The sequence below is a fragment of the Sutcliffiella sp. NC1 genome, from assembly GCF_027594365.1.
GTDB classification, from domain to species: Bacteria; Bacillota; Bacilli; order Bacillales; family Bacillaceae_I; genus Sutcliffiella; species Sutcliffiella cohnii.
On record NZ_CP115153.1, the window covers coordinates 1,050,590 to 1,076,385 of the forward strand.

General features: G+C 36.1%; 27 protein-coding genes and 2 riboswitches. Of the genes, 13 read left to right on the forward strand and 14 right to left on the reverse strand.

Annotated features, from left to right (window positions below; translation table 11 throughout):
• Positions 1-14 precede the first annotated feature (14 nt).
• Complete coding sequence (locus O1A01_RS05315) at positions 15-701, reverse strand: Crp/Fnr family transcriptional regulator (RefSeq protein ID WP_270065742.1); 687 nt, start codon at positions 699-701, stop codon at positions 15-17.
• Positions 702-830: 129 nt separating this feature from the next.
• Here O1A01_RS05315 and O1A01_RS05320 point away from each other — a divergent pair, with 129 nt between their 5' ends.
• A complete protein-coding gene (locus O1A01_RS05320; protein WP_270065743.1) occupies positions 831-1,415 on the forward strand; it encodes a molybdenum cofactor guanylyltransferase in 585 nt (194 codons plus the stop codon).
• 88 nt (positions 1,416-1,503) lie between these two features.
• On the forward strand, positions 1,504-2,634 hold the full coding sequence (locus O1A01_RS05325) for a TIGR04053 family radical SAM/SPASM domain-containing protein (RefSeq protein WP_270065744.1): 1,131 nt from the start codon (positions 1,504-1,506) through the stop codon (positions 2,632-2,634).
• 21 nt (positions 2,635-2,655) lie between these two features.
• Here the strand turns inward: O1A01_RS05325 and O1A01_RS05330 are convergent, their stop codons facing one another.
• Together O1A01_RS05330 and O1A01_RS05335 are read right to left on the reverse strand one after the other, a co-directional pair.
• Positions 2,656-3,360 (reverse strand): Crp/Fnr family transcriptional regulator, encoded by a 705-nt coding sequence (locus O1A01_RS05330; protein ID WP_270065745.1) that lies wholly within the window; start codon positions 3,358-3,360, stop codon positions 2,656-2,658.
• A complete protein-coding gene (locus O1A01_RS05335; protein ID WP_066416692.1) occupies positions 3,344-4,111 on the reverse strand; it encodes an Mrp/NBP35 family ATP-binding protein in 768 nt (255 codons plus the stop codon). Before O1A01_RS05335 ends, O1A01_RS05330 begins: the two co-directional genes overlap by 17 nt.
• A 312-nt stretch (positions 4,112-4,423) precedes the next feature.
• On the opposite strand from O1A01_RS05335, the gene O1A01_RS05340 reads away from it, so the two are divergent.
• The 6 genes from O1A01_RS05340 (at position 4,424) to O1A01_RS05365 (ending at position 10,241) form a co-directional block, all read left to right on the forward strand.
• Complete coding sequence (locus O1A01_RS05340; protein WP_270065746.1) at positions 4,424-5,587, forward strand: MFS transporter; 1,164 nt, start codon at positions 4,424-4,426, stop codon at positions 5,585-5,587.
• Positions 5,584-7,707, forward strand: coding sequence for a formate dehydrogenase subunit alpha (gene fdhF, locus O1A01_RS05345; RefSeq protein ID WP_270065747.1), 2,124 nt, complete (start codon positions 5,584-5,586; stop codon positions 7,705-7,707). Before O1A01_RS05340 ends, fdhF begins: the two co-directional genes overlap by 4 nt.
• An 18-nt stretch (positions 7,708-7,725) precedes the next feature.
• On the forward strand, positions 7,726-8,268 hold the full coding sequence (locus O1A01_RS05350) for a 4Fe-4S dicluster domain-containing protein (RefSeq protein ID WP_270065748.1): 543 nt from the start codon (positions 7,726-7,728) through the stop codon (positions 8,266-8,268).
• 26 nt (positions 8,269-8,294) lie between these two features.
• Positions 8,295-8,816, forward strand: coding sequence for a QcrA and Rieske domain-containing protein (locus tag O1A01_RS05355; protein WP_270065749.1), 522 nt, complete (start codon positions 8,295-8,297; stop codon positions 8,814-8,816).
• The gene (locus O1A01_RS05360) at positions 8,809-9,003 is read left to right on the forward strand and encodes a hypothetical protein (protein ID WP_066416684.1); all 195 of its coding nucleotides are present in this window, start codon (positions 8,809-8,811) and stop codon (positions 9,001-9,003) included. Before O1A01_RS05355 ends, O1A01_RS05360 begins: the two co-directional genes overlap by 8 nt.
• A gap of 164 nt (positions 9,004-9,167) precedes the next feature.
• The gene (locus tag O1A01_RS05365; RefSeq protein ID WP_066416683.1) at positions 9,168-10,241 is read left to right on the forward strand and encodes a D-alanyl-D-alanine carboxypeptidase family protein; all 1,074 of its coding nucleotides are present in this window, start codon (positions 9,168-9,170) and stop codon (positions 10,239-10,241) included.
• Between the two features lie 49 nt (positions 10,242-10,290).
• On the opposite strand, the gene O1A01_RS05370 is transcribed toward O1A01_RS05365, so the two are convergent.
• The 4 genes from O1A01_RS05370 to O1A01_RS05385 form a co-directional block, all read right to left on the reverse strand.
• Positions 10,291-10,566 (reverse strand): hypothetical protein, encoded by a 276-nt coding sequence (locus O1A01_RS05370; protein WP_066416681.1) that lies wholly within the window; start codon positions 10,564-10,566, stop codon positions 10,291-10,293.
• Between the two features lie 356 nt (positions 10,567-10,922).
• Positions 10,923-12,434, reverse strand: coding sequence for a solute carrier family 23 protein (locus tag O1A01_RS05375; protein ID WP_270065750.1), 1,512 nt, complete (start codon positions 12,432-12,434; stop codon positions 10,923-10,925).
• On the reverse strand, positions 12,400-13,029 hold the full coding sequence (locus tag O1A01_RS05380; RefSeq protein ID WP_270066378.1) for a xanthine phosphoribosyltransferase: 630 nt from the start codon (positions 13,027-13,029) through the stop codon (positions 12,400-12,402). Before O1A01_RS05380 ends, O1A01_RS05375 begins: the two co-directional genes overlap by 35 nt.
• A 143-nt stretch (positions 13,030-13,172) precedes the next feature.
• A riboswitch (purine riboswitch) is annotated at positions 13,173-13,274 on the reverse strand.
• Positions 13,275-13,373: 99 nt separating this feature from the next.
• Positions 13,374-14,267 carry an EamA family transporter gene (locus tag O1A01_RS05385; RefSeq protein WP_066420645.1) on the reverse strand — a complete coding sequence of 298 codons (894 nt, stop codon included), beginning with the start codon at positions 14,265-14,267 and terminating at the stop codon, positions 13,374-13,376.
• A 188-nt stretch (positions 14,268-14,455) separates the two neighbouring features.
• On the opposite strand from O1A01_RS05385, the gene O1A01_RS05390 reads away from it, so the two are divergent.
• Entirely contained in the window at positions 14,456-14,857 is a 402-nt protein-coding gene (locus tag O1A01_RS05390; protein WP_235858292.1) for a DUF2500 domain-containing protein, read from the forward strand.
• A gap of 59 nt (positions 14,858-14,916) precedes the next feature.
• Here O1A01_RS05390 and O1A01_RS05395 read toward each other — a convergent pair whose 3' ends face one another.
• The 3 genes from O1A01_RS05395 to O1A01_RS05405 all read right to left on the reverse strand — a co-directional run bounded on the left by O1A01_RS05395 (position 14,917) and on the right by O1A01_RS05405 (position 16,568).
• A complete protein-coding gene (locus O1A01_RS05395; RefSeq protein WP_270065751.1) occupies positions 14,917-15,123 on the reverse strand; it encodes a hypothetical protein in 207 nt (68 codons plus the stop codon).
• A gap of 157 nt (positions 15,124-15,280) precedes the next feature.
• Positions 15,281-15,898, reverse strand: a complete 618-nt coding sequence (locus tag O1A01_RS05400) for a hypothetical protein (RefSeq protein WP_066420647.1) — start codon at positions 15,896-15,898, stop codon at positions 15,281-15,283.
• 307 nt (positions 15,899-16,205) lie between these two features.
• Complete coding sequence (locus tag O1A01_RS05405; protein WP_066420648.1) at positions 16,206-16,568, reverse strand: hypothetical protein; 363 nt, start codon at positions 16,566-16,568, stop codon at positions 16,206-16,208.
• 220 nt (positions 16,569-16,788) lie between these two features.
• On the opposite strand from O1A01_RS05405, the gene O1A01_RS05410 reads away from it, so the two are divergent.
• On the forward strand, positions 16,789-17,025 hold the full coding sequence (locus tag O1A01_RS05410; RefSeq protein WP_066420649.1) for a hypothetical protein: 237 nt from the start codon (positions 16,789-16,791) through the stop codon (positions 17,023-17,025).
• Positions 17,026-17,051: 26 nt separating this feature from the next.
• Here the strand turns inward: O1A01_RS05410 and O1A01_RS05415 are convergent, their stop codons facing one another.
• Positions 17,052-18,044: an HD domain-containing protein gene (locus O1A01_RS05415; RefSeq protein WP_066420650.1), complete on the reverse strand. Its 993-nt coding sequence runs from the start codon at positions 18,042-18,044 to the stop codon at positions 17,052-17,054.
• A gap of 212 nt (positions 18,045-18,256) precedes the next feature.
• On the opposite strand from O1A01_RS05415, the gene O1A01_RS05420 reads away from it, so the two are divergent.
• Both O1A01_RS05420 and O1A01_RS05425 read left to right on the forward strand, forming a co-directional pair.
• On the forward strand, positions 18,257-18,841 hold the full coding sequence (locus O1A01_RS05420; protein ID WP_066420651.1) for an undecaprenyl phosphate transporter UptA: 585 nt from the start codon (positions 18,257-18,259) through the stop codon (positions 18,839-18,841).
• An 11-nt stretch (positions 18,842-18,852) separates the two neighbouring features.
• A complete protein-coding gene (locus O1A01_RS05425; RefSeq protein ID WP_066420653.1) occupies positions 18,853-19,632 on the forward strand; it encodes an undecaprenyl-diphosphate phosphatase in 780 nt (259 codons plus the stop codon).
• Positions 19,633-19,684: 52 nt separating this feature from the next.
• Here O1A01_RS05425 and O1A01_RS05430 read toward each other — a convergent pair whose 3' ends face one another.
• The 3 genes from O1A01_RS05430 to O1A01_RS05440 all read right to left on the reverse strand — a co-directional run bounded on the left by O1A01_RS05430 (position 19,685) and on the right by O1A01_RS05440 (position 23,710).
• On the reverse strand, positions 19,685-20,725 hold the full coding sequence (locus tag O1A01_RS05430) for a ribonucleotide-diphosphate reductase subunit beta (RefSeq protein ID WP_270065752.1): 1,041 nt from the start codon (positions 20,723-20,725) through the stop codon (positions 19,685-19,687).
• 12 nt (positions 20,726-20,737) lie between these two features.
• On the reverse strand, positions 20,738-22,972 hold the full coding sequence (locus tag O1A01_RS05435) for a ribonucleoside-diphosphate reductase subunit alpha (protein WP_066420656.1): 2,235 nt from the start codon (positions 22,970-22,972) through the stop codon (positions 20,738-20,740).
• A 169-nt stretch (positions 22,973-23,141) separates the two neighbouring features.
• Positions 23,142-23,336, reverse strand: a riboswitch (cobalamin riboswitch).
• A 143-nt stretch (positions 23,337-23,479) separates the two neighbouring features.
• Positions 23,480-23,710 (reverse strand): hypothetical protein, encoded by a 231-nt coding sequence (locus tag O1A01_RS05440; RefSeq protein WP_066420657.1) that lies wholly within the window; start codon positions 23,708-23,710, stop codon positions 23,480-23,482.
• A gap of 271 nt (positions 23,711-23,981) precedes the next feature.
• On the opposite strand from O1A01_RS05440, the gene O1A01_RS05445 reads away from it, so the two are divergent.
• Positions 23,982-25,226: a dicarboxylate/amino acid:cation symporter gene (locus tag O1A01_RS05445; RefSeq protein WP_066420659.1), complete on the forward strand. Its 1,245-nt coding sequence runs from the start codon at positions 23,982-23,984 to the stop codon at positions 25,224-25,226.
• The last annotated feature ends 570 nt before the right edge of the window (positions 25,227-25,796 follow it).

Here is a 25,796-nt window from a genome sequence, read left to right on the forward strand (position 1 = left end):
ATTGCTGTTCTGCTCTAGTCAATGCTACATAATTCAACGGGACAATTTTCACAGTCGATCTCAAGTTTTAAAAAGTTTAGATCATGGATGGTTATTTTTCCTTTTTCAACAGAAAGGATTTCATTTTTCTTAAGCTCGCTTAACATCCGATTAACAACTTCTCGAGATGTACCGCAGTAGTTAGCCAAATCTTGGTTTGTAAGTGGTGTATCAATTAATATACCGTTCGGTTTCATTACACCGTAGCTATTAGTCATTCGTATTAATGTCGAATATAAGCCACCTTTTTTCCCTTTTAAAACGAGGTCACGGAATTTTGTTTGTGTTTTTCGAAAATGGATACTCATCCATTTCATCAGCTCTACAGCAATTTTACTATCGTTAGCAACACCTATTTCTAGTTCATCTTTTGGAATTACAATTGCTGTTCCGTCTTCTATAACTTTAGCGTTAAGCAAATAAAGTGCACCATCCGTAAATAGCGTTAGTTCACCGACAATATCGTCTTCACTACATAAACGCATCGTAAGCTCTTGTCCATCAGGTGTAATTTTACTCATTTGAACTTTTCCACTAAGGATTAAATATATTTCATTAGCTGTTTCACCCTCATGAAACAGGTAAGTACCTTTTTTTATGTTAATTTTCTTTTCAAATGTATAAAGAAATTGTTTCAGCTCTTTTGAAAGTTTGTCAGGCATTTATTGGTTGTCATCCCCTTTCCTAGCGTTTCCACTATTGTAACGGTAAAAAAAATAAAAAGCTATAAATATTTTGTGGCAATATTGTTATCATGAATGAATGATATTTATGGTAGAAAGGAGTAAAATATGAGTATTACAGGATTGCTACTTGCTGGTGGGAAATCGAGTCGATTTGGCACACCAAAGGCACTTGCTTCGTACAAAAATAAGCTATTGTATCAATATTCTTTTGAAGCGTTACAAGTAGTAACAAATCAAATTGTTACAATTAGTGTTCCACATTTACAAAAAACATTTCAAAAACAAGGGAGATTGGTCGTTGTAGATAGGAATGAAGTGAAAGGAAAGGGTCCATTAGCAGGTATATACACTGGTATGAATACAATTAAATCGGATTGGTATGTAGTTATACCTTGTGATATGCCGCTTATTGATGGAAAAGTATTAAATAAAATAGTGGATGCTAGGATGGAAAAGTATGATGCCATTATTCCGAAAGTGTTTGGAAAAGTTCAACCGTTAGTAGGGGTGTACCATTGTAGAACGGCACCAATTATACAATCCTTTTTGCAGAAGGATAATTTAAAAGTAATGGCTTTGGTAAACGAGCTTTACGTAAAATATTTAGATGAGCATGACCTTCAGTTAAGTGAAAATATATTCCAAAATATAAATTATCAAGAAGACTTAAAACGAATAGGCAAGTCTTGACAACATTGTGAAAGTGAAGGATGTTGTGATAGTGGTCACATCTGTTAAAAGTATAACACCCTATAATAAATATAGGAGGTGTTACTCGATGTGGGATAAAGACTTTAATGAAAATCCATTCATAGTTATTTGGGAATTAACACGTGCATGCCAGTTAAATTGTCTACATTGTCGAGCAGAAGCTCAATACAAAAGGGATCCAAGAGAATTATCCTTTGAAGAAGCAAAAAAATTAATTGATGAAATATACGAAATGGATAACCCGCTTTTAGTATTTACTGGTGGAGATCCATTAATGAGACCTGACGTTTTTGAGATTGGGAAATATGCTATCGAAAAAGGTGTGCGTGTTTCCATGACACCTAGTGCCACCCCAAATGTAACGAAAGAAGCTATCCAGAAGGCGAAAGAGATAGGATTAGCTAGATGGGCGTTTAGTTTAGATGGCCCGACAGCGGAAATTCATGATCATTTTCGCGGTACGAGTGGTTCCTTTCAGCTAACAATGGATGCAATTTCGTATTTAAAAGAGTTGGAAATACCGTTGCAAATAAATACGGTCATATCGAATTATAATATACATGTATTGGATGAAATGCTGGAATTAGTAGAACAATTAGGTTGTGTTTTATGGAGTGTGTTTTTTCTTGTACCAACAGGTCGCGGACAAGAAAAGGATATGATTTCACCAGTAGAACATGAGCGAGTATTTCGTTGGCTTTATGCAGCAAGTAAAAGAGTGCCGTTTGACATAAAAACGACAGCTGCTCAACATTACAGAAGAGTAGTGTTGCTGGAAAAGAGAAAAGAAGCTCGAAATAAGGAGCAAGTCATTCAATATGAACATGTGTTGAAGGATGGAACTACTGGTTTAATTGATGGACTCGGTCGTGCTCCTAAAGGTGTTAATGATGGTAACGGTTTTGTTTTTATTTCTCATATCGGCGATGTATATCCGAGCGGATTACTTCCCGTTAAGGGCGGAAACGTACGTGAAACACCGTTAGCAACTATTTATCGTGAATCTCCAATTTTCCAACAGTTAAGAGATCCTAACCTTTACAAAGGGAAATGTGGAGTGTGTGAATTTCGTTTCGTATGTGGCGGTTCAAGATCGAGAGCGTATGCGGCTACAGGTGATTATTTAGAAAGCGAACCGTATTGTGTTTATATACCAGAAGTGATGAGAAAGAAAAAGGAAGAAAGCAATTGGGCTTAGCCAATTGCTTTTATTTTCGTTTTATTCAATTGTACAGTACTTAATTGGACAGCCTTCACAGTTTACTTCAGCTTTTAAATATTCAAGATCATGAATCGTAATTCTTCCTCTAGCAATAGAGATTATTTTATTTTTCTTTAACTCAGACAGCATACGGTTTACGCTTTCCCTCGTTGTCCCGCAGAAATTGGCTAGCGTTTGGTTTGTTAAATGCATATCAATTAAAATGCCATTACTTGAAGGAACTCCATAGCTATTTGTCATGCGAATTAACGTTGTATATAGCGCTCCTTTTTTTCCTATTAATATTAAATCGCGAAACTTTGTCTGTGTTCTTCTAAAATGATCACTCATCCATTTCATAAATTCAAAGGCTAATTGATTGTTGTGAAGAAACTCTTCTTCTAATACATCTTTTTTGATGACACCAACTTCACAATGTTCCATTGCTTTTGCATTTAAAATATATCTCGCATCATCCGTAAATAAAGTAAGCTCACCGACAATTTCATCTTTTCCACAAATACGCATAGTCAGTTCTTTTCCATCAGCTGCTACTTTACTAACTAAAATTTTTCCAGAGCGTACGATATATATTTCTTTAGCAGACATCCCTTCTTGGAATAAAAAACATTCTTTTTCCACTTTAACCGTATGGTCAATTAAGTTAATAAGTTCTTTTAACGTTTCATAGGTTTCGTAAAAAGATTTATTTTTCGTTAACATAATTATCACCTGCACCTTGTAAAAGTAATTGTACTTTTTGTGCTAACTCTTTATAAGCGTAATATAACGGCGATTCTTCCGTGAAAATGGCACTACTAATTTTATCTTCCTCAACTGGTTCAATCGGCAATTTAACTAATACTTCTGTTTGAAGTGTGTTTGCTAAGTTGACTCCACCATTCTTGCCAAAAATATAATGTTTTTCCTCTGAATTTGGAGGGGTGAAGAAACTCATATTTTCAACAATACCTAAAATATCATGATTTGCTTTTTGAGCCATCACACCAGCTCGTTCTGCTACATGTGCTGCTGTTGGATGTGGTGTCGTAACGATAATTTCTTTACTTTGAGGAATGTAATGATGCATATCAAGTGCAATATCACCTGTACCTGGAGGTAAATCTAATATCATATAATCTAGCTCTCCCCAAATTACATCCTTCGTAAAATGTTCAATCATTTTTCCCAACATAGGGCCTCTCCAAACAATTGGCTCATTTCCTTTTACTAAAAAGCCCATTGACATAATCTTAACCCCATGTGATTCAACTGGGATGATTTTTCCGTTGATCGTTTTTGGGCTTGCTGTAATAGAAAACATCTTCGGAATACTAAATCCATATATATCTAAATCGATTAGTGCTACACTTTTTCCTTCTCTCGCTAAACTAACAGCTAGATTGGCAGAAACGGTAGACTTACCAACTCCGCCTTTACCACTTGCAATTGCAATTATATGTGTATTTTTCATTTCAAACACCCTTTCTTGCTTTCATACTTTTATTGTAGGGTACTTCCATTTTCAATAATGTGATTTTCCTCACAAATAACAAATGGCATAATTTTATTTCACGATTTTGTCACAGTGGGATGTGCAAAATGCTACTTAATTTTAATAGAAGTTTTTCAGTTTTTTGTAAATTAATATTTAGACTATTTTAAAATTTGCTAGTCACATAACTGTCAAAATTAAGTGTGATGTAACTCACAGTCAGGTGAATTACTCAACAGATAGAATGAAGATACGAAAAGAGGCAGTATTCGTTTATAAGGAGTGAACATAATGGAGTTTTCAAGGTCTTTTTATTCTAAAACAAGTATGTACGCGTTTTTTGTTTCATTATTTTTAATCTTTCTTACTTGGGTTAGTACCGATAGTTTTTTACATTTTGATATGGCGTTACTAGGTTATTTCCTATCATCAATTATTTTTGCAATCGGAATAACGATTAGAATGTGTGCATGGTTAATTCGGCCAGCTACTCATCAAGTAATGAAAAGAAGTTTCTCAAACTTAAAAAATCGTAAACGTAAAAAAAGAAATGTGAAAGCAATCGCAAAAACGGCATTTGAAAATATCGTTCTACAAAAGTTTATTTTTAAAAGAGGAATATGGCGTGGAGTGCAACACATCATGATTGCTTGGGGTTGTATTGGATCTTTCGCAATTACATTCGGATTAACATTCGGTTGGTTACGATTTGATTTAATAGACCCATCCACTTACCAAATTGTCATGTTTAATATACCAACTATGAAAATGGCTGCTAATGGATTTTTGGCTAGCTTAATATATAACGGTTTAAATATTACAGCTCTAATGGTGTTACTTGGTGTAGTCATGGCACTAATTAGAAGAAATAAAAGTCAAGATGTGAAAGTAACACAACGAGTGGAATTTGATTTATTCCCATTATATTTATTGCTTGCAGTAACAGTTTCAGGATTAGTTTTAACTGTCTCTTATGCTTTCTTAAATGGTTTCTTACATCATTATTTAACGCTAATTCACCAAGTGACAGTAGTAATGCTACTCGTATACTTTCCATTCGGTAAGCTATTCCACTTCCCAATTCGTCCTTTAGCGACAGCGGTTCCGATGAACTACCAGGAGGAGCTAAAGGTAGATACGAGAGAGTGTGCAAAATGTAAAACAACGTATAGTAGTGACGATCAAATTTCAGACGTAAAGGCAATATTAGGTGCACAAAGCTTCGATTTAAAACTAGCAGATGGAACATACTTATCTGATTATTGTCCTGCTTGTCGAAGAAGAATTCGCGCGATGAAGCAAATGAATATGGAAGCGCCAATTGGTGATCCATACGGACCAGTTCAAACAAGAAATGGAATTCATCTATCTGGGTTTGGGAAAAAACGCTCAGAAGATTTTTATAAATTACCAACAAACAAAGATGAGAGTAACAGTGGGAGGGACTTAACGTGAGTGTATACCAAGTTAAAGACGGAGTAAAAAACTTAATTAAACCAGGTGAAAAGTTAATTACAACACATTGCTGCTATTGTGGGATGCAGTGTGGGATGCATATACGTGTAAATGAGAAATCTGGAAAAGTAGTAGGTGTTGAACCAAGATATGATTGGCCGGTAACAAACGGAAAAATGTGTCCGAAAGGTGTTACTGCTTATCAAACAATTGATCATAAAGAAAGAATTAAAACACCACTAATTAAAAAAAATGGTCAATTTGTAGAAGCGACATGGAAAGAAGCTTTAGATTTAATAGAAGAGAATTATAAAAGATTACAGCGTGAACATGGGAAAGATGCCCTTTCTGTTTTCGGTGGAGTATCCATGACAAATGAAAAATGTTACTTAGTTGGGAAATACGCTCGCGCCGTATTAGGTACGAGATACATTGACTATAACGGACGTTTTTGTATGAGTTCTGCTGCAGGTGGCTTCATGAAAACATTCGGTATTGACCGTGGTTCGACTTTACCTTGGCCAGAACTAGAACATACCGATTGTTTCTTTATGGCTGGTACGAACACAGCTGAATGTCATCCAACTAGTATTCAATGGCTGTGGAAAGCAAAAGACAAAGGCGCAAAATTAATTGTAGCGGACCCACGTGAAGTTCCAACAGCTCGTGTGGCTGACGTACATTTAGATTTAAAACCAGGTACAGACTCTGCGCTAGCAAACGGAATGATGCACTTACTAATAAAAGAAGGCTATGTGGATGAAGCGTATGTAGCGGAGCGCTGTAATAACTATGAAGAGTTAAAAGATTCGGTACGTAAGTACACACCAAAATACACTTCAGAAATTACTGGTGTTGCGGAAGAAAAAATAATAAAAGCTGCTCATATATTTGGTCAGTCTCCAAAATCCGTTGTTATGTTTGCTCGCGGAGTGGAACAACAAACGAAAGGTGTAGACAATGTTGCGTTATATAGCTCAATGGCACTACTAAGAGGTCAAGTAGGAAAATTTGCTTCTGGTGTTGCAACGTTTACTGGACAAGGGAACGGTCAAGGTGGTCGTGAACACGGACAAAAAGCAGATGCACTTCCAGGCTATAGAAAAATTAATGATCCTGAAGCGGTGAAATATATTTCAGGCGTATGGGGAATCGATCCGAGCGAAATGCCGAAAGAAGGAGTTTCCGCATACGAAATGTTTGACGAGATTCAAAGAGGCAAAATTCGTGCGATGCATGTTATTTGTAGTAACCCTGCAGTATCAGCACCAAATACAGAATATATTTGGGATGGGTTCAAGAAGCTTGATTTTATGGTAGTAAGTGATTTCTTCCTATCAGAAACAGCTGAATTTGCAGATGTAGTCTTACCTGCAACATCTTGGGCTGAAGATGAAGGAACAACAACGAACTTAGAAGGTCGCGTTATTCGGATTCGTAAAGTAGTTGAACCGATTGGCGAATCAAAACCAGACTGGGAAATCTTTAAGATGATCGCAGAACGTATGGGTAAAGGCCATTTATTTCCATATAACAATGCAAGAGAAATATTTGAAGAGTTTCGGATTGCTTCAAAAGGTGGAAAAGCGGATTATTACGGAATTACTTGGGAGCGTATTGAGAAAGAGGACGGAGTGTTCTGGCCGTGTCCTTCCGAAGATCACCCTGGTACGCCAACGATGTTTAAAGAAAAGTTTGGAACTCCAGATGGGAAAGCGAATTTGGCAGTTGTTAAATGGCAAGAACCTGGAGAAATCCCAACACCTGAATATCCACACATTTTAACAACAGGACGTGTAGTATTCCATTATTTATCAGGCTCTCAAACGAGACGTGTCGATTTCTTAATGGAACAATGCCCACTACCATACGTGGAAATGCATCCCGAGCTAGCTAGTCAATACAACTTATTAAATGGAGATAAAGTAAAACTTACAACGAAAAGATCACATATGGAATTAGAGGTACGTTTAACGAAAGCAATTAGAAAAGACACGATCTTTGTACCGTATCACTGGGGAAAAGAGCTTGCCGTTAACCAATTAACAAACCCTGCTTTAGACCCAACATCTAGAATGCCTGAATTTAAAGTATGTTCCGTTAAAATAGAAAAAATTTAGCTAAAGGAGGCGAACATCATGAATAAAATAATGTATTTAGAATTTGAAAGATGTATAGGGTGTCGTGCGTGTCAAGCTGCTTGTCGAGAGTGTGGAGACCATGATGCGAAAGAAAGAAACTATGTAGAGTATGTGGACTTTATGGAAAGCCGTCAAACATATCCGATGCTATGTATGCAATGTAAAGAACCTGCTTGTGCGAGAGTTTGTCCAGCGAATGCGATTCAAATAACAGAAGAAGGCGTCGTACTTTCTGCTATGGAAGAAAAATGTATCGGTTGTCGGAACTGTACGTTCGGTTGTCCGTTCGGAATACCTAAGTTCGATTTCGAAGAGAATAAAATGTATAAATGCGACATGTGTTATGACAGAACGAAGTATGATATCGCTCCAATGTGTGCATCTGTTTGTCCATCTGAAGCCATTCGTTTTATTGACTTTGATGAAATGCAAGCATTACGTAGAAGACGAACACAAATGAACTTAGTCGAAGGAAAAAAACCAAAAGAGGGAAATAAGTGGGAATATGTCCCTGAATTTTTTGGAGTTTATAGTGACTAAGAATATGCAAGAGAGGAGTGGTTCCGATGCCTAACAAAGAGAATAAAGGAAAAAAGACCGAAGATATGATAAATCTCGTCGATAACTTAAATCAAAAAGATGATTTGAATTATAATAGAAGAGCATTTTTAAAATCCGCTGTAGGAGCATCTATAACACTTGGGTTAGCGACAATTCCTTTTTCTATAAAAGCAATGATGGACGACGGTGTAGAGGATGAAAATAGAGTAGAAATAGTTGACTTGGAAAATTTGCCAAAAGGAACTTCCGTTAACTTTAATTATCCGACAGAACATGAACCAGCGATATTAGTTCATACACCTCGTGGTGAATTAAAAGCATATAACAATAAATGTACCCATTTACAATGTCCGGTATTTTATGAAAAGGAAAATGATACGCTTTTATGTCCATGCCATAAAGGTTACTTTAATGTTGATAGTGGCCATCCTGAAGCAGGACCACCGCAGCGGGAATTACCTTTAATTGAGCTAGAAGTTCACAATGGGACGGTGTATGCAGTCGGAAGGAAGATTCGTCATGGGTAAGAAGTTATGTTGGGTTATTATCGTTTTAACAATTGCCGTGAACGTAGTTTCTTTACATTTTACTATCGAGTCTTATTACGGTAAACATTATGAGCACGTTTATCTGTTTACAGGAATCGCTTGCGTTTCTATTATCGTTGCGATCATCACGTTTTTTAGATGGAAGAAGTTAGAATATGCAGAGTGAAAAAAGTAGGAAGTTGCTATTAGTGCAACTTCCGCTTTTTTTCTAGAGAAAGAATAGTAATACAATAGTATGTTTACCAAATTATTCAATGAACATTTATAGAATACTTTCTTTTAGATACTGCACACTAAAAAGTATCTCTAAAAGGAAAGGACGATTTAGCTTTGAAATTTTCGATAAAGTTGATGTGTTCAATCATTCTTTGCCTTATTCCTATCATAGCGAAAACGAATCATGCACATGCCCTTTCAGCAGAAAGTGCCATTTTAATGGAACAGGAATCAGGAAGAATACTGTTTGAAAAGGATGCTTATTCGAAAAAGAGAATTGCTAGTATTACAAAAATAATGACAGCAATTATTGCGGTAGAGTCTGGGAAATTAGATGAGTTGGTTAATATAAGTGAAAATGCTGAAGGTGTAGAAGGGTCTTCCTTATATTTAAAAGCAGGCACAAAGGTAAAACTAGAAGATTTAGTTTACGGAATGATGCTTCGTTCGGGAAATGATGCGGCTGTAGCTATTGCAGAACATGTTGGTGGAAGTTTAGATGGTTTCTGTAAGTTGATGAATGAAAAAGCTAAAGAATTGGGAATGGAAAGTACGTATTTCTCTAATCCACACGGTTTAGATGATCACGAGAAACATTATTCTACCGCATATGATATGGCGTTACTAACTCGTTATGCATACAATAATCCTATATATAAAAAAATTGCTGGGACGAAGGAATATAAGTTTTCTTCTAAAAAATATGGAGATCAATATTGGCGAAATAAAAACCGATTAGTAACAGGAATGTATCAATACTCGACTGGTGGAAAAACAGGTTATACGATAAGAGCGAAAAGAACGTTAGTGTCAACAGCGAATAAAGATGGAATGGATTTAATTGCTGTAACACTAAATGATCCACATGATTGGCGTGATCATATTTCCCTATTCAATAATGCATTTAACAACTATGAGATGGTTGATATCGTAACTAGTCAGTTATCTCGTGAAAAGAAACAGCCATTCACTGAAAATCTCTACGTGAAAGAGTCTATTCGATTTCCTTTAACGAAAGCGGAAAAAGAGCAGTTACGAGTTGATTTAAATATAAACGTAAACGAAGAACATATAGATCCTCATGAACCGGTTGGTAATTTTCTTATAAAAATAGGAAAGAAAGAAGTAAAGTCTGTTCCGGTATTTATGAAATATGTACCATTTGATATGAATCATTATATAGATTAAAAAACCTGAAAGAAATCTCTTTCAGGTTTTTATTTTAAATGATAAATTTTTAACGATAGAAACCTCCGCCAAATCCTGGTCCATATCCAAATCCAGGTCTAACACCAGGTCCATACCCAAATCCAGGTCCGTACCCACCGAAGCCTGGTCCATATCCACCATAAAACGGTCTAGGACGTGGTCCAAATCCCCCACCAAATCCTGGGCCAGAAACTAAAGCACCACCTAATACGCCACCTAAAAAACCACCTAAAAGTGGGTAACCAAAACCACCAATAAATCTTTGTCCGCCATGAGGTGGTCCATGCATATCATGTCTATACATTTACTTTTTTCCTCCTCCTTTTCCTTTCCTTCCTAGTCTATGAAAGAAGTCTAGAAAACTCGTGGGCGCTTGTCACAAAAAAGGAGAATTAATTTTAAGACAAGTTAAGTGCCTAAAACGAATTATTTCTCATCAATGAAAAACAATCAAAAAAAGGCTGGGACAAAACTAAAATGATCATGATAAAAAACGAACAATTGCGGAATCAGCGGAGGAAATATACGTAGACTCCTGCGGGAGCAGAGGCTCACCAGCTGCCCGCGGAAAGCGAAGTATATTTCCGGAGCGGGTTATTTCCACTTTACTATTTTTTGTTCGTTTATTACTTTGATAAAAATAGTTGTGTCTCAACCTCTTTAGGCAACTTTCTTTGTTACATCTTGAATCGTGGAGGTTTTTGCTTCTTTCCAACCGTAGTAGGATAAGAATAGCGCAATTAAAATATAGGCTATTGAGAAATCTGGAGCAGCATTAATAGCGAGCTTCGGTGCGTGCATCAATCCGATAAAGGATAGAAATGCTCCAATAAATGCAAAACTCATAGCATGGTAGTATTTTTTATCAATAATATAAACAGTAATTGCTCCAAGTATGATACCAGTAAACATCGCTCCTTGACCTAACGGAACAATCCCTTCCGATATACCAGCAACAACTTCACCAGCATTGTTATTAAATCTAGTCATCACATAGTTAGCTAAGTAAGGTAACATTGCGATAGTAACAGCAGGGAAATACTTTTTCTCGTTTGATTGGAAAGAGCTAACTACTAACGACATACCAACGAATACTAAAATTGGTGCAACTGCAGCTAGTGGGATAATAGCAGCTAAAGCAGCGATTAATCCAGTCATTGCAGCAATAGCAAAAACTACAGCATTTAAAATACTATAACCTCTACCAGCGCCCATCCATTTAGAACCAACAGCAGCGATATAAACAGTTGTTGGGAATAATCCACCAAAAATAGCACCGAGCATTGTGCCGACACCGTCAACAGCTTGACTTTCCCTTACGTCGTATGAGTCTCCTTCAGCTGCCATTGCATCAACATTATTCATTGTTTCAATTGCATTATAAAGAGTAATAGGTAAAATAACTGCTAAAAGTCCGATTAAAGCTCCAAAAAGATAAGAAATACCTTCAAAGGCAACTAAACTTGGTAAGAATGGGTAAAATCCTATATGTGCTAATCCTTCTTGAAACGTACTTGGCGATTGATATCCTAACGTGAATGCTAAAACCGTTCCAATTACTACAGCAAATAAGGAAGCTGGAATTTTAAATGGCATGACTACTTTTCCAATCACACCTAATATGATTATTACTAAAGATACAAGCCCAACTACTGGGATAGCGAATGTATTAAACAACATTTCTCCGGCAATAAACGTAAACGCAACACCTGCTAAAGCTCCGAGCATTGCAGCACGTGGCAAATGGTCGCGAACCCAATTTCCTGAAAAACTAATTACTGCTTCAATAAGTCCACTTAAAAATGCGGCACCAACTGCGATTTTCCAAGCTAGCTCAGGATCACCTGTAATTGCTTTCGCTGGGGCTAACACCCCGAATAAAAAGACAAACATAACAGGGGTACTAATTCCGTATGATAGTGCGGTTACGTCCGTTCTCTTTTCTTTTTGTGCTAAACGATTTGCCATGTAGGCATAATATAAATTTCCAAAAATAACGGCAACAGCAGCTCCAGGAATAACTTTTCCGAATACAATACTTGCTGGAAACCCTAGTCCAAGCATCGTAACGGCAATGATAACAAAGTTAGCTAAATTGTTTTGAAAAAGGGCGAAGAATGCATCTGTATCTTCTTTCTTATACCACGGATAATGAACAGTTTTCGTTTTCATGTTGTACTTCCTCCAGATGATTTTTTGTAACAAAAGTAACAGTACCGTTGGATAATGATTCAATTCTTGCTAAAGACTCTACTCGGTAACCTGCTTGTAGCAGTTTATTTCGACCAGGTTGAAACGATTTTTCGATAACAATCCCGATCCCTGCAACTGTCGCACCCGCTTGTTCAACGATTGATGCTAGCCCTAACGCTGCTTCACCGTTAGCAAGAAAATCATCAATGATTAATACGGTATCGTTACAATTTAAAAACTCTTTTGCGACAGTAATCTCGTTCGTTTCTTTTTTTGTATAAGAATAAACACTACTTGTATACACATTATCTTGTAGGGTTAAAGATTTCTTTTTTCGTGCGAAAATAAGTGGTGACTTTAGCTCGTTTGCAGCCATAAAGCTTGGAGCAATACCAGACGATTCAATCGTTAACACTTTCGTAATTCCTTCTTGTGCAAAAAGATGTGCAAACTCTTTGCCAATTGCAATCATTAGCTCCGTATCAATTTGATGGTTTAAAAAAGAATTAACTTTTAGAACATCATTAGGAAGAACCGTTCCTTTTTCACGAATTGCTTGCTCTAGTAGTTTCATCATTTCTTCCTCCCTATAAGTATTGAAAAATCATTTTTTAACAAACAAAAAAGTCCGAACATCAAGGATATAAGTGATCCTTGACATTCGGACTTAAGTATTTAAAGAAAATACGAAGAACGATGCAAAAAATGTATTTTTGCATACATGTCAATGTCACTCATAGTCAAGTTATTTACGGTAACTCGGTAGAAACTTGTGGGCCATATCCCCACGATTATATGAGCAGTATGTTGTTTGTGATTTAGTAGTGATTATAAACTATAATCTGATGTTTGAAAACCCCTTTTTTAGAATAAAAAGCGAATATTTATTTCTAAAAACAAATTTTAGTTCGGAAATCCTTAAACTTGCAACGGTTGTTTTTTCAATACGTTAAATTGAGGGAGCGCAATTCCAACTAAAATAATGAACACTCCAACCCATTGTAAAAACGTCACTGCTTCATGTAAAACGAGCATCGACATAATGACTGCAACAGGAAGCTCAGAAGCTCCTAATATCGTAGCTAATCCACTATTTATTTTCGGTGCACCATATGCAAAAAAGATAACAGGTAATACAACTCCGAAAACTCCAAGAGGTACACCGTAAAGCCATAAACCGTCTGATAATGACCCGTTTATAAGGAACGATGGCGTTAAAATGATAAATAAAAATAAGAGCGCACCAGATGTCATCATAAAGCTTCTTGTAATAGTAGGTACGTTCGTTTCCACTCTACCACTGAAGAAGATAAATAGTGCAAAAGTTATAGCAGAACAAAGTCCGAAAAACACTCCATTTTTTTCCCAATAGAACGATTCGCTTCCGAAAAAACCGCCAGATAACAAAGTTCCAATAAAAAGAATAATAACGGAAATGACTTTTTCTTTAGATGGTAAAGTTCGATTTACAATACTTTCTATTAAGACTCCTACCCAAGTAAATTGAAATAATAAAATAATAGCTAACGATGCTTGAATCGTTTGAAGGGATAAATAATAGAACATTCCTGTTAAACTCGTAGTAATTCCAACTAGCATCAATGTAATCATTTGCTTTTTTGTCACTCTATTACGAGAGAAAAGCAACATGAGTAATAATAATAGGACCCAGCCAAAGAAAAATTGACTTTGAATAACGTCCTGGAAAACAAATCCTTTCTCGTACGCCTTTTTTACAAAAGTAGATAGAACCCCGTACGAGCACCCTCCTAAAAACACAAAGAGGGAGAAATATAACGTTTTATTCACCATTTTTATTCACCTTTAATTCTATTAAAATTGTACACTAATCTTATTGTACTTAAAAAAACTAAAAAATGTACAAAAAGTGTACCAAAATAAACATATTCACTTAATCAAGCATGGTGAAAAAATTTAGCATTGAAACTCTTCTCATTTCTTGACCGTAAATATAATATTAGAGAAGGGGAGGGGTTTCGATGGAAACTTTTATGGGGCTAGCTGGGGCTTTTGGTGGCGGTATGTTTTTTGGTGGTTTTAATACAATTTTCTTTCTAGTTTTTTTCATCATATTAGGTGTCATTCTTTTCACATTTATTAAAGGGATTAAACAATGGAGTTATAACAATCAACAACCAGTTTTAACGGTAGCGGCAATTGTTGTGACGAAACGTGCAAATGTAAGAAGAAATGTTCATCATCACGGAGATCATCATCATCATTCGAGTAGTACCACATATTATGTAACGTTCCAGGTTGAAAGTGGAGATAGGATGGAATTGCATGTCAATGGACGTGAATACGGCCAACTGGCAGAAGGTGATAGAGGAAAATTAACGTTCCAAGGAACTAGATATTTGAAATTTGAACGGATCGTATAAAAGGCACGGGAGAAGCGAGAAATGAAAATGAAAGAAGATGAAAAGCACCGTTTCGATTGTTAGCTCGTAACGGTGCTTTCTATTTCACTTTTAGATTTAAAAATAATTTTATATACAGAAACATTTTGTAAGATGCTAACGACGAACAAAGCAAACATGACGAAAGAGTATCCGTAATCATGAATGACAATTGCAATGACCGTAGCAACAAGCATCAAGAAGCTAGCGATTATACTTACTCCAAAGATAATTTTACTTAGCTTCATCTAATCCCCCCAAAAACGATGATACTATTTGTTATTATACATGAAAAAATACCTACGTTTTATTACATTTGTATTAAATTACCTATAAGTTATCTCAATAAAGCCTTTACAAATATAGACGATAGGGATTTTGATTTAGTTCAAAAATTTATTAAGATTAATTATTAATTTCTATAATTTCATTTACTTCTGTTAAAAATTCACCTTTAGCTTCAAACCGGACCCATCCAACTTGTGGAACAAAGTAGGAATGACCTGTTCGGATTGTTTTTCCATTATTTTTTTCTTCAAATTGAATGACAATTACATCGTTAAACGTTTTAGCCTCTGTTTTTAGTGTTTCAGAATTGGAGGTAATACGATATGTTGTCTCATTATCTAATTCTTCTATGATGTTAGACCAAGTTTCTCCCACTTCTGGAGGGATTGGTAAAATTTTTTCTTTAGAAAATTTTTCTATATCTGCAGGTGTCCAATCCTCTGGAAATTCTTCTTCCACTACATAATACCCATAAACACCATCATCTAATTCTGTATAGAACGTATGGGTTTCAATTACTTCGTTCGTATCAATTGTTTGCACAAATTTTGACTGAACAATATTACTGTCAGGTACAACACTGTACAATATTCGATAGTCCGACTGAAACTTGTCTTCTACAAATCGGTGAAAAGTATATTCTCCTTCAGTAGGTAAAATAGAAAAATTGTTATTTTGAGTGTCGCCATTGCAGGCAGTTAATAAAAGTAACACGACTAAACCTAGTTTTTTCATCGTATACACTCCTCTTTTTGTTTGCCCGTATTATGTCCAAAAAGAGGAAAAATATTCAATTAATCTTCGTGCCCGAGCATTCTATAACCTATATATATGATAATAAGACCGAATATCGTAACGGCAATTACATCATAACCGATACAAAAAGAAGATAAACATAATTTATTCAAGAATAGCCACCCCAAAGATAAGCGTTTTTAATGATTACTATTCTTGATAAGTTCATTTATTCCTTCTAAAGTCATTTGAAAAGCCCATCTTTTTATAGATGATGATAACAGAGTAAAAACAGTAGCCTAAATCGCTACTGTTTTTCCATTGCTTCTTTATATTCTTCCACCATATCTTCTAAATAAAAAACAGCTTCTTCTAGGTCGTAAGTCCACATAACCATATCTTTCGTTAGCACTCCTGTATTTTCAAAAATAATATAAGCAGGAATTTGTACGAGCTCAAAACGTGGATATTTTTCTAACATTTCTTCGTTTCCAACGATAACTTCACTATCTTCTAATATAATGTCAATGTCTTCAATTTCATGCAATACAGCGTGCTCTTTATCTTCCACAACCTCTATAAATGAAAAGCGAGGCCCTATCTCTGCTTTAGGACCACTACAAGCGGTTAACAATATTAGTAGAAGAGGAAAAATCAATATGCGCTTCAATAAATTCACCCCTAAAAAATTTTGACAATTTCTCGCTTTTATCCGACATTTTTCTCATATCCTACTATATTGTACATGATTCATTGGTGGTGCAAAAGTATAAAGTGCGCAAATGGGGAAGAAATGAATGGAAGCTGTTCAGGAAAAAAATATATATTGCTAGACTGCTAGTTATATGGCAAGATAATCATAATTATGTATGGAAGGGTAAGGGCAAAATATGAACTTAAAACAACACTTTTTAGTGGAAGATTGGATCTTAAATACAAACTATGATTTTTCCCTTTTTGCTAGAAATCACTCTTATGCGTTATTAGATAGAGAAGACGATTTAGCTCTTCGTTTTTGTATAGAAGATGAAGTAATTCAAGTGAAGAAAATGAATGGATGGAACTGTACCTTTACCATCGACACGAAAAAGAAAGTGATTACTTTTTATCAAGAATTAGAGGATTAATAGAAAAAAAGAAGGTTGTCCACAAGTCAGTAAAGACTGTCTTTGTGGACCCTTTTTAGTTTCACATAAGTCCCGAGTTCAGTGCGATCTCTTGCTAGTTTGTTCATTGTATGTACTTGCGGAGAAAGCGAACTCGCTCTAACTGTTTTGTTATCGATAAAAACTAACGGGTCAATGAGCCGTAATTTATTCTTTTGATAGAACTCATAATCTTCCTTCTTTTCCTCTACCTGCACGCCTGGTGATAAACGACTTAACATTTCTTTCAGTTTTATATTTTGTGAGGAGCGTAATCGGTTCATTACTTGCTCGTCTTCTAACAAAAGCTCGTTTTTAGTGATGATATTTTGCTTAAAACTATAATTTAATGCTTTAGCTAGTAGCTGATAAGCATATACATTTAGCGGATCAAGAAAAAAGTCAATAACTTCTTGGTAATAGATGTTCACGAACCATTCGGCTTGTTCGAGTGAGGAGATACAAATTGTTCCGTCTATCACAATGAGAGTATGTAAAAACGAATGAATCTCCTCTGCTGTAATGAATCCGTAGTTGTACTGATCTCTTAAAGTATAGTCAATCCGATCCCCACATAAATCTGGTGCATTCTTTTCTAACAACGTCCATTTCTCAATATCATTTAGTAAATTAGTAGAGTAACCGTGACTACGCAGAATAGAAGGGATTTCTGACCTTCTCACAATTTCATCAAATATTTCTTCATGATAATCTTCGTTTGCTCTTCCTAATGCATAATCCACTGTATGTGAAAAAGCTGTATGAGAGACATCGTGAAGCAGTGCTGCTATTTGCTCCTCGAGGGAAGCACCAAGCTTTCTAACGAGTATTAATGCTCCCACTGAATGTTCATATCTAGTAGTATTCCACTTCGGTTGAACGAAAAAGCCAGCTCCGGCTTGATAAATACCTTTTAATCGTTGAACCGGCTTTGAATGTAATAAATCTATTAAAACAGGTTCGGTTATTTCAGTAACTCCATAAATATCTTCTATTATCAATTTTTTCACCTCACTAATACTATAACAATTTTTCTTGAGAGATAAGGATATAGTTTACAAAAAAATGAAATAAACAACTTGATGAAAATGGGGAATTTCCAATAAATGTGTGGGCGAGGGGACTGTCTCCCACAAATTTGGTGTGCTTTTTATGGACATGTGTTCATACATTTATATGGACAACTTTCATTTTTGGACGAAGGCGTGAGTGTATGGAGAATTTCTTTTTACAACTATTTGAGTTTTTTGCAGGCTTAGGGGTTTGGGGGATAGCTTTAGGCTTAATGGTGGAAGTTATTCCGAGTGAGATTGTACTTGGCTATGGGGGCTACTTAATTGCCATTGGTGAAATAGGCATGGTTGGTGCTTTTGTAGCCGGAGTAGTTGGCGGAACGATTGCGCAGTTATTTTTGTACTGGGCTGGTAGTTTAGGGGGGAGACCATTTTTAGAGCGGTACGGTAAGTATTTACTTATTAAGAAAAGTCACTTAGATGTGTCCGAAAAATGGTTTCAACAATATGGACCAGTTGTAGTTTTTGCTGCTCGATTTGTTCCGGTTGTTCGGCATGCGATATCTATTCCAGCAGGTGTTGCGAAAATGCCTGTATCCACTTTTATCTTTTATACAGTTGCTGCGGTTATTCCTTGGACTATCCTTTTTTTATATTTAGGTTTCCAATTAGGGGAGAATTGGCGAGAAATTAAGGAAGTTGCCCAACCGTTCATTATCCCGTTAATTGTACTGATGGTGTTAGGGGTAGTCGGCTATTTTATTTATGATCGCAAGAAAAAATAGGAGGGAGCATTTTGTCAAAAATAGAGGCATTTATATTAGGTATTATTCAAGGATTAACAGAATTTTTACCGATTAGTAGTACAGGACATTTATATTTAGGTAGAAATTTATTCGGTCTACAGGAAGCGGGGCTACTTTTAGATACGATGCTTCACTTTGGGACATTGATTGCCATTCTATACTTCTATCGAGAAGAGTTTATGAAAATTATAAAAAACCCGTTTCATAAGTTATCGTTTTTATTAATAATAGGTACAATTCCAGCGGTAGTAATCGGGTTAGCGTTTAAAGACTATTTTGAAGAAATTTCAAAAACAGGTGTGACGATAGGATGGGAGTTTTTAATAACAGGAGCATTTCTATGGTTTGCTGATTCAATCCGGAAAGGCGCTAAAAGGATGGACGATATTAATTGGAAAGATGCTTTGTTTATTGGGTCCTTTCAAGCGGCAGCAATTTTTCCAGCGATTTCACGTTCAGGATTAACGATCGCAGCAGGGCTGTTTCGAGGACTAGATCGTGAAACAGCTGCGTATTTCTCCTTCCTACTATCCACGCCTGCTATAGCTGGAGCAGTCGCATTACAAACAGTAGAAGTAGCTCAAGTAGGACGTGAAGATATTGGGTTAACGTCACTAATGATTGCGATATTAGCTTCCTGTATATTCGGGTATATTGCTGTTAAATGGATGATCAATTATTTAAAAAAGCATTCCTTAAAATCGTTTGCTATTTATGTTTGGGCATTAGGATTACTAGTGTTAGGGTTGCAATATCTAGGTTTGTTTTAATAACGGAAAACGAGTGCCAACTTTGAGAGTATTGTTGGCACTCGTTTTGTTTTTATAATTCATCAAATCCGTTGTCTTGAACGTTTACTTTTGTGTATTGACGGGATTTTTGTTCGAAAAAGTCCGATTTTCCTAAGTCAACATCTTCATATGCTTTAATCCATTTCATCGGATTTGTGCGATAGCCTTCAAATGGGCGGTCAAATCCAAGTTGGTTCGTGCGGACATTGGCATAAAACTTAATGTAAGACTCCACGTCTTCTATATCAATACCGACAATTTTATTTCCGATAATTTGTCGAGCCCATTCTATCTCTAATTGGGCAGCTTCCTTAAAGGTATTTTGAACGAATGTAGCTAAATCCTCAGTATGATACTCTGGATATTCGTTTAACACTTCTTGAAAGATTTTTACGAACAAATCAACATGTAGCTGTTCATCTCTATTAATATAGTTAATCATCGTACTCGTCGCGACCATCTTTTGATTTCGGGCCAAATGATAGAAAAATGCAAACCCAGAATAGAAAAATAAGCCTTCTAAAATAACATCATAAACGATGGAACGCAACAAGTTTGCTACAGTTGGTTCTTCTGCGAATGCTTTATAACCGTTCGTAATAAAATCATTTCTTTTTCGTAAAGTTGGTTCTGTTCTCCAATATTCGAATACTTCGTTTTGTTGTGAGCGTGAAACGATGCTTGACAGCACGTACGAGTAGGAGTGGTTATGAATTACTTCTTGTTGTGCTAGGATTATCATTAATGCATTAATACTAGAATCGGTTATATAATCCGCAACTTTCCCAGCGTAATCGGTTTGGACGCTGTCTAATAGAGCTAATAAGCCGATTATTTTTAAAAACGCTTCTTTTTCATCCTCTGAAAGTAGTGGAAATTGCTTAATATCTTGGGCCATATTGATTTCAAAAGGTGTCCAAAAGTTCCCTAACATTTTTTTATACTTAGGGTACGCCCAACTAAACTGTACATCATCCCAATTTAAGACGTTAGAGCTTTGACCATTGATGATTCGTGTAGATGCGTTTGGAGCGTCTGCATCCATTAGAACACGTCTTTGTATTGTAGTCATATTAGTTCCTCCTTAACTAGAACAAGATTCACAATCAAGTAATTCACTTGAAGTAGAACGAATATAGTAAGTTGTTTTTAAATTTTTCTTCCATGCGTCTACATGCAAGTCTAGTAGTGCTTTCGCTTTAATCGTATTAGGTACATATATGTTAAAAGAAATAGCTTGGTCGATATGTCGTTGACGAGCACTATTTTGTGCGATGCTCCAATGTTGATCAATAAAATAAGCAGATTTATAGAACCAAGTTGTATGACTGTTTAAGTCTGGTGCAGTTACCGGGATTTTATAGTCCTTTTTCTCTTCGGAATACACTTTCATAAAGATCGGATCTATACTTGCTGTGCTTCCTGCAATAATTGAAGTAGTTGCATTAGGAGCGACTGCCATTAAATAGCCGTTTCTAATTCCATACTGTTGAACATTAGCTCGTAGCGAATCCCAAGGAAGTTCCGACTCGTTAGATCTGTAGCCTCTTCGTTCAAAGTATTTGCCACTTTCCCATTCTGATTGTGGGAATGTTGGGTAAGCTCCTTTTTCTTTCGCTAATTCAAAACTTGCTTGAATCGTATAAAAGGCTATTTTTTCATAAAGCTCGTCCGCATATTTTACCGCTTTTTCACTTTCCCAGCCTATTTGTTTTAACACTAATAAATGGTGCCAACCAAATGTGCCTAAGCCAATCCCACGATATTTTTGATTAGTTAGTTGTGCTTGTAAAACAGGGATAGTGTTTAAATCGATTACATTATCTAGCATTCTTACTTGAATTCGTACTAACCGTTCAACAACCTCATCCATAACAGCTCTTGCTAAATTTATAGAAGAAAGGTTACATACAACGAAGTCACCAGGTGATTTTGTCGTAATAATCTTCCCTTCTTGTACAACTTGTTCGGTCATGATAGTAGGGCTTTGATTTTGAGTGATTTCTGTACATAAATTTGTGCAATATATCATGCCCGTATGTTTATTTGCATTCATTCTATTTACTTCGTCACGATAAAACATGAAGGGACTTCCTGTTTCGAGTTGACTTCTCATAATGCCTTTCATAATGTCAATCGCAGGCACTTTTACTTTGTGTAAAGTAGGATGCCCCACACACTCGTAATATTTATGACGGAAGCTACCGTTTCCTTTTTCTTCATCAAAATAATCTTCTAATGAATACCCCATAACTTGGCGCACTTCATGAGGGTCAAACAAATACCAATCGTCTCGCTCTTCTACTTTTTCCATGAACAAATCAGGAATACAAACGCCCGTAAACAAATCGTGGGTACGTAATCGTTCGTCGCCATTATTAAGTTTTGCATCTAAAAAGGAGAAAATATCTTGATGCCATACATCTAAATAGACAGAAATCGCACCTTTACGCTGTCCTAGTTGATCAACACTTACAGCCGTATTATTAAGTTGTTTCATCCAAGGGATTACTCCGGAGGAATTACCTTTAAATCCTTTAATATTACTTCCTCTAGCTCTAATTTTCCCAAGGTAGACGCCAATTCCGCCACCTGCTTTAGACAAGTTTGCAATATCGGTATTACTGTCATAAATGCTTTGTAAGCTATCATCTACCGTATCAATAAAGCAACTCGATAACTGTCCATGAGTTTTCCCTGCGTTTGCTAATGTAGGAGTGGCAACCGTCATATATAAATTACTTAATGCCCAATATGCTTCTTTTATGTGCTGAAGGCGGTTTTGCTTTTCGTTGATCATTAATGTCATAGCAATAATCATAAATCGCTCTTGGGGCAGTTCCCACAGTTGCATCGAATGGTCTTTCGTTAAATACCTATCTGCTAATGTTTTAATCCCTATGTATGTGAAGAGCTCATCTTTATTAGGGTCCATCTCTTTTTCTAATTCATTTAGTTCTTCAGGTGAATAGAAATTTAATAGTTTTGGATCATAAATCCCTTTATCTACTAGAGATTTTATTAAATGATAAAAGCCTTTATAGTGCTTGTTCTCTTTTCTTACTTTAGCTGTATTTTCGTACAAAACGTTTAAATAAAGATTCGCAGCAATGTGTGTCCATTCTGGTTCTTCTTCACTAATAAAACTTAACGCTTCTAAAATTATTAACTCATAAATTGTTTCGTTGGAAAGTTGGTGATGTTGATTTATTATTTTTGCTGCTTTATCAAGAAAAGGTTGTGCGTTTAGTGTTGGATGTTTTTCAAATGTTGATTTAACTTTATCTAGTACATGATCTGATTGAATAATTGTAGTCATACTTATCCCTCTTTCTATTCTAGTTTTTTCCTTTTAGTCCAACGACCAACTGGAGAAAAATAAAAGATCCACTCAAGGACTGAGTGGATCAAACGAAAGTGGAATAAGCATAAGAAACAAAAAGTGCATATTACACCATCGTTTCATCTTCCCAATCCCCGAAGAATGCGAAACATTTGAAGAAAAGGCAGGTCTCCTGACTTCGTGCTTCATCCTACTTTGAACCTTCCCATATAAGCGCCTTTAAGCAGTCTTATACAGTGGACTTTCATTTCGTCTACACTTACAGTTGCGGGGACAGTATTGGATTCTCACCAATTTCCCTATTAAGTCTATATTAGACACCTTTAACTTCGTTATAAAATCTATATATTGTATGTATTTTGTGATTAAAATCTGTATGTTGTGATTATCATAATCTATTAATCTAATAAATGCAATGGCCTAAATTAAGAGTATAAAGAAAATAATATAAAAAAGGACGAGTAAAACACCACTCATCCTTGATTAAACTTGCTTATATTCATTATTTTCTTTTATATATTTTTTAAATACATCCGATAAAATCATTAAGCCAATTGCGCCGAAAATTAAGTACGATAAATTAAAATAAAGAGCAGGATCAATTCGAATATGCTCTCCGCCTGCAGCAGTTTTTAATATCTTGTATGAATCCATACCAACTTTGGCAGTAATCAACAAGAAAAGTGCAATAATTACCTTCCAAAGTAATTTCATGTAAAACCCCTCCAAAATATAAACTATTAACCCTACTAGTTTATACAGAAAAAATCTTTACTACTATACCAAAAAATTCAGTATAGTACAAGATTCAATTATTGTCATTTTAATCTGTAGTAATACAATTTGCAATATTTTTACTCTAATGTATGTCACTTTACAGAATGCCTTTTTACAATTAAAATAGTTAAAGTCCGGTATAATCAAGTGTTGTCCATACATAGATAGTTGTAAACGATGTAAAATATTATTAATAAGGGGGAATCTTATGAAGAAGTTATCCTTAACATCCAAAATATTAATAGGTCTCGCTCTAGGTATAGTAGTTGGGCTAATATTAAACCTATTTGCATCAGATATATTATTTTCAAGAATTGATACTTGGTTTTTTACTCCGCTAGGTAAGATTTTTCTTAATTTAATTACGATGCTTGTTGTACCTATCGTTCTTATCTCGATTACGTTAGGTGTTGTTAATTTAGGTGATACGAAAAAACTTGGACGAATTGGTTTCAAGACAGTAGTATTTTTTATGGTTACGACAAGTATCGCAATTACAATTGGGTTAACGCTAGCAACAATTATTAAGCCTGGTAATTTTGGTACTTTTAACAGTGAAGACTTACCACCATACGAGGTGACGGAAGCACCAGCTGTAGTTGATACGTTACTTAACATTATTCCAACGAACCCAATTCAAGCGATGGCTACAGGGAATTTACTACAAATTATTGCATTCTCCATTTTATTAGGGCTAGCAATCAATGTGTTAGGCGATAAAGCAGCTGGGATTAAATCTTTATTCGAACAAGCTAATGAAGTAGTAATGTGGCTTGTCCACTTCATTATAAAATTTGCTCCATACGGGGCGTTCGGACTAATCGCATCTGCAATAGGAAAAATGGGGCTAGATGCTTTTAAAGCGATGTTTGGATATTTCATTGTAGTTGTTTTAGCACTTTTTATTCATTTATTTGTCACGTACGGTTCCGCCATAGCGGTACTTGGGAAAACAAGTCCAATTACGTTCTTCAAAAACTTTGCACCGGCAATGAGTGTTGCCTTTAGTACATCTAGTAGTAATGCAACACTTCCTATCTCTATGGATACGGCACAAGAAAAATTAGGTGTGCCAAAGCATATAAGTAGTTTCGTTCAACCTCTAGGGGCGACGATTAATATGGACGGGACAGCAATTATGCAAGGTGTCGCAACCGTATTTATTGCACAAGTTTTTGCAGAAAGTTTGACTGTCATGCAGCTAGTAACAGTTGTTGCTGTAGCTGTTGTCGCAAGTATCGGAACTGCAGGAGTTCCAGGTGTCGGGCTTATCCTATTAGCGATGGTTTTAGGATCGGTTGGCTTACCAGTCGAAGGAATTGCCTTAATTCTTGGAGTGGACCGTCTACTAGATATGCTTCGTACGTCTGTTAACATTACTGGTGATGCAGCATGTGCATACATCGTAGCAAAAACAGAGGGAGAAGATATGACCATCCCCGATGAAAAATAAACGACTAGAACATGGCTCTCTGTAAAAGGGAGCCATGTTTTGTTCTGTTTTCATATTTGACTGCTTGTTATAAATGGTGTGTTGCAAATGAAAATGGACTACCTTTACCGCAAATAACGGTGAAGGTATCGCAAATAAAAATGATTTACCGCAAATAAGGATGAAGGTATCGCAAATAAGGTTGAACCTATCGCAAATAGAAATGAGCAGACCTAAACGAGCCACCTCCGCTTTTCTTTGTCCAGCTCCGGCGGCTTGGCCCTCGAGTCATAAGGCAGTCACTTCCGGTGGACAAAGAGCGTCCACCTGCAGCGCCTGTCTTATGCTTGTCGGGCCAGAACTAGCCACCTGCGCTTTTCTATTTGTCTAGCTCCGGCGCTTAGGCCCTATCAAACTTCCCATTCCGTCCGTACGATAAGTCAACATCAGCTCGCTCTCGCTCGCTGTGTTTCCTTTATCTCCTACCGGAACAGTCCAGTTTGTACGGGCCTGATCGAAGCGCCTCCGCTTTTCTAATTGTCTAGCTCCGGTGGCTAGGTCCGGCTCAAACTTCACTTTTCCTCCGTACGA

Coding starts and splice junctions, on each gene's coding strand:
- O1A01_RS05340 (WP_270065746.1), top strand. CDS start 4,424: ATGGAGTTTTCAAGGTCTTTTTATTCTAAAACAAGTATGTACGCGTTT.
- O1A01_RS05420 (WP_066420651.1), top strand. CDS start 18,257: ATGGAGAATTTCTTTTTACAACTATTTGAGTTTTTTGCAGGCTTAGGG.
- O1A01_RS05390 (WP_235858292.1), top strand. CDS start 14,456: ATGGAAACTTTTATGGGGCTAGCTGGGGCTTTTGGTGGCGGTATGTTT.
- O1A01_RS05440 (WP_066420657.1), bottom strand. CDS start 23,710: ATGAAATTACTTTGGAAGGTAATTATTGCACTTTTCTTGTTGATTACT.
- O1A01_RS05355 (WP_270065749.1), top strand. CDS start 8,295: ATGCCTAACAAAGAGAATAAAGGAAAAAAGACCGAAGATATGATAAAT.
- O1A01_RS05315 (WP_270065742.1), bottom strand. CDS start 701: ATGCCTGACAAACTTTCAAAAGAGCTGAAACAATTTCTTTATACATTT.
- O1A01_RS05410 (WP_066420649.1), top strand. CDS start 16,789: ATGAACTTAAAACAACACTTTTTAGTGGAAGATTGGATCTTAAATACA.
- O1A01_RS05360 (WP_066416684.1), top strand. CDS start 8,809: ATGGGTAAGAAGTTATGTTGGGTTATTATCGTTTTAACAATTGCCGTG.
- O1A01_RS05320 (WP_270065743.1), top strand. CDS start 831: ATGAGTATTACAGGATTGCTACTTGCTGGTGGGAAATCGAGTCGATTT.
- O1A01_RS05335 (WP_066416692.1), bottom strand. CDS start 4,111: ATGAAAAATACACATATAATTGCAATTGCAAGTGGTAAAGGCGGAGTT.
- O1A01_RS05380 (WP_270066378.1), bottom strand. CDS start 13,029: ATGAAACTACTAGAGCAAGCAATTCGTGAAAAAGGAACGGTTCTTCCT.
- O1A01_RS05385 (WP_066420645.1), bottom strand. CDS start 14,267: ATGGTGAATAAAACGTTATATTTCTCCCTCTTTGTGTTTTTAGGAGGG.
- O1A01_RS05445 (WP_066420659.1), top strand. CDS start 23,982: ATGAAGAAGTTATCCTTAACATCCAAAATATTAATAGGTCTCGCTCTA.
- O1A01_RS05330 (WP_270065745.1), bottom strand. CDS start 3,360: ATGTTAACGAAAAATAAATCTTTTTACGAAACCTATGAAACGTTAAAA.
- O1A01_RS05395 (WP_270065751.1), bottom strand. CDS start 15,123: ATGAAGCTAAGTAAAATTATCTTTGGAGTAAGTATAATCGCTAGCTTC.
- O1A01_RS05430 (WP_270065752.1), bottom strand. CDS start 20,725: ATGACTACAATACAAAGACGTGTTCTAATGGATGCAGACGCTCCAAAC.
- O1A01_RS05435 (WP_066420656.1), bottom strand. CDS start 22,972: ATGACTACAATTATTCAATCAGATCATGTACTAGATAAAGTTAAATCA.
- O1A01_RS05375 (WP_270065750.1), bottom strand. CDS start 12,434: ATGAAAACGAAAACTGTTCATTATCCGTGGTATAAGAAAGAAGATACA.
- O1A01_RS05350 (WP_270065748.1), top strand. CDS start 7,726: ATGAATAAAATAATGTATTTAGAATTTGAAAGATGTATAGGGTGTCGT.
- O1A01_RS05370 (WP_066416681.1), bottom strand. CDS start 10,566: ATGTATAGACATGATATGCATGGACCACCTCATGGCGGACAAAGATTT.
- O1A01_RS05400 (WP_066420647.1), bottom strand. CDS start 15,898: ATGAAAAAACTAGGTTTAGTCGTGTTACTTTTATTAACTGCCTGCAAT.
- O1A01_RS05325 (WP_270065744.1), top strand. CDS start 1,504: ATGTGGGATAAAGACTTTAATGAAAATCCATTCATAGTTATTTGGGAA.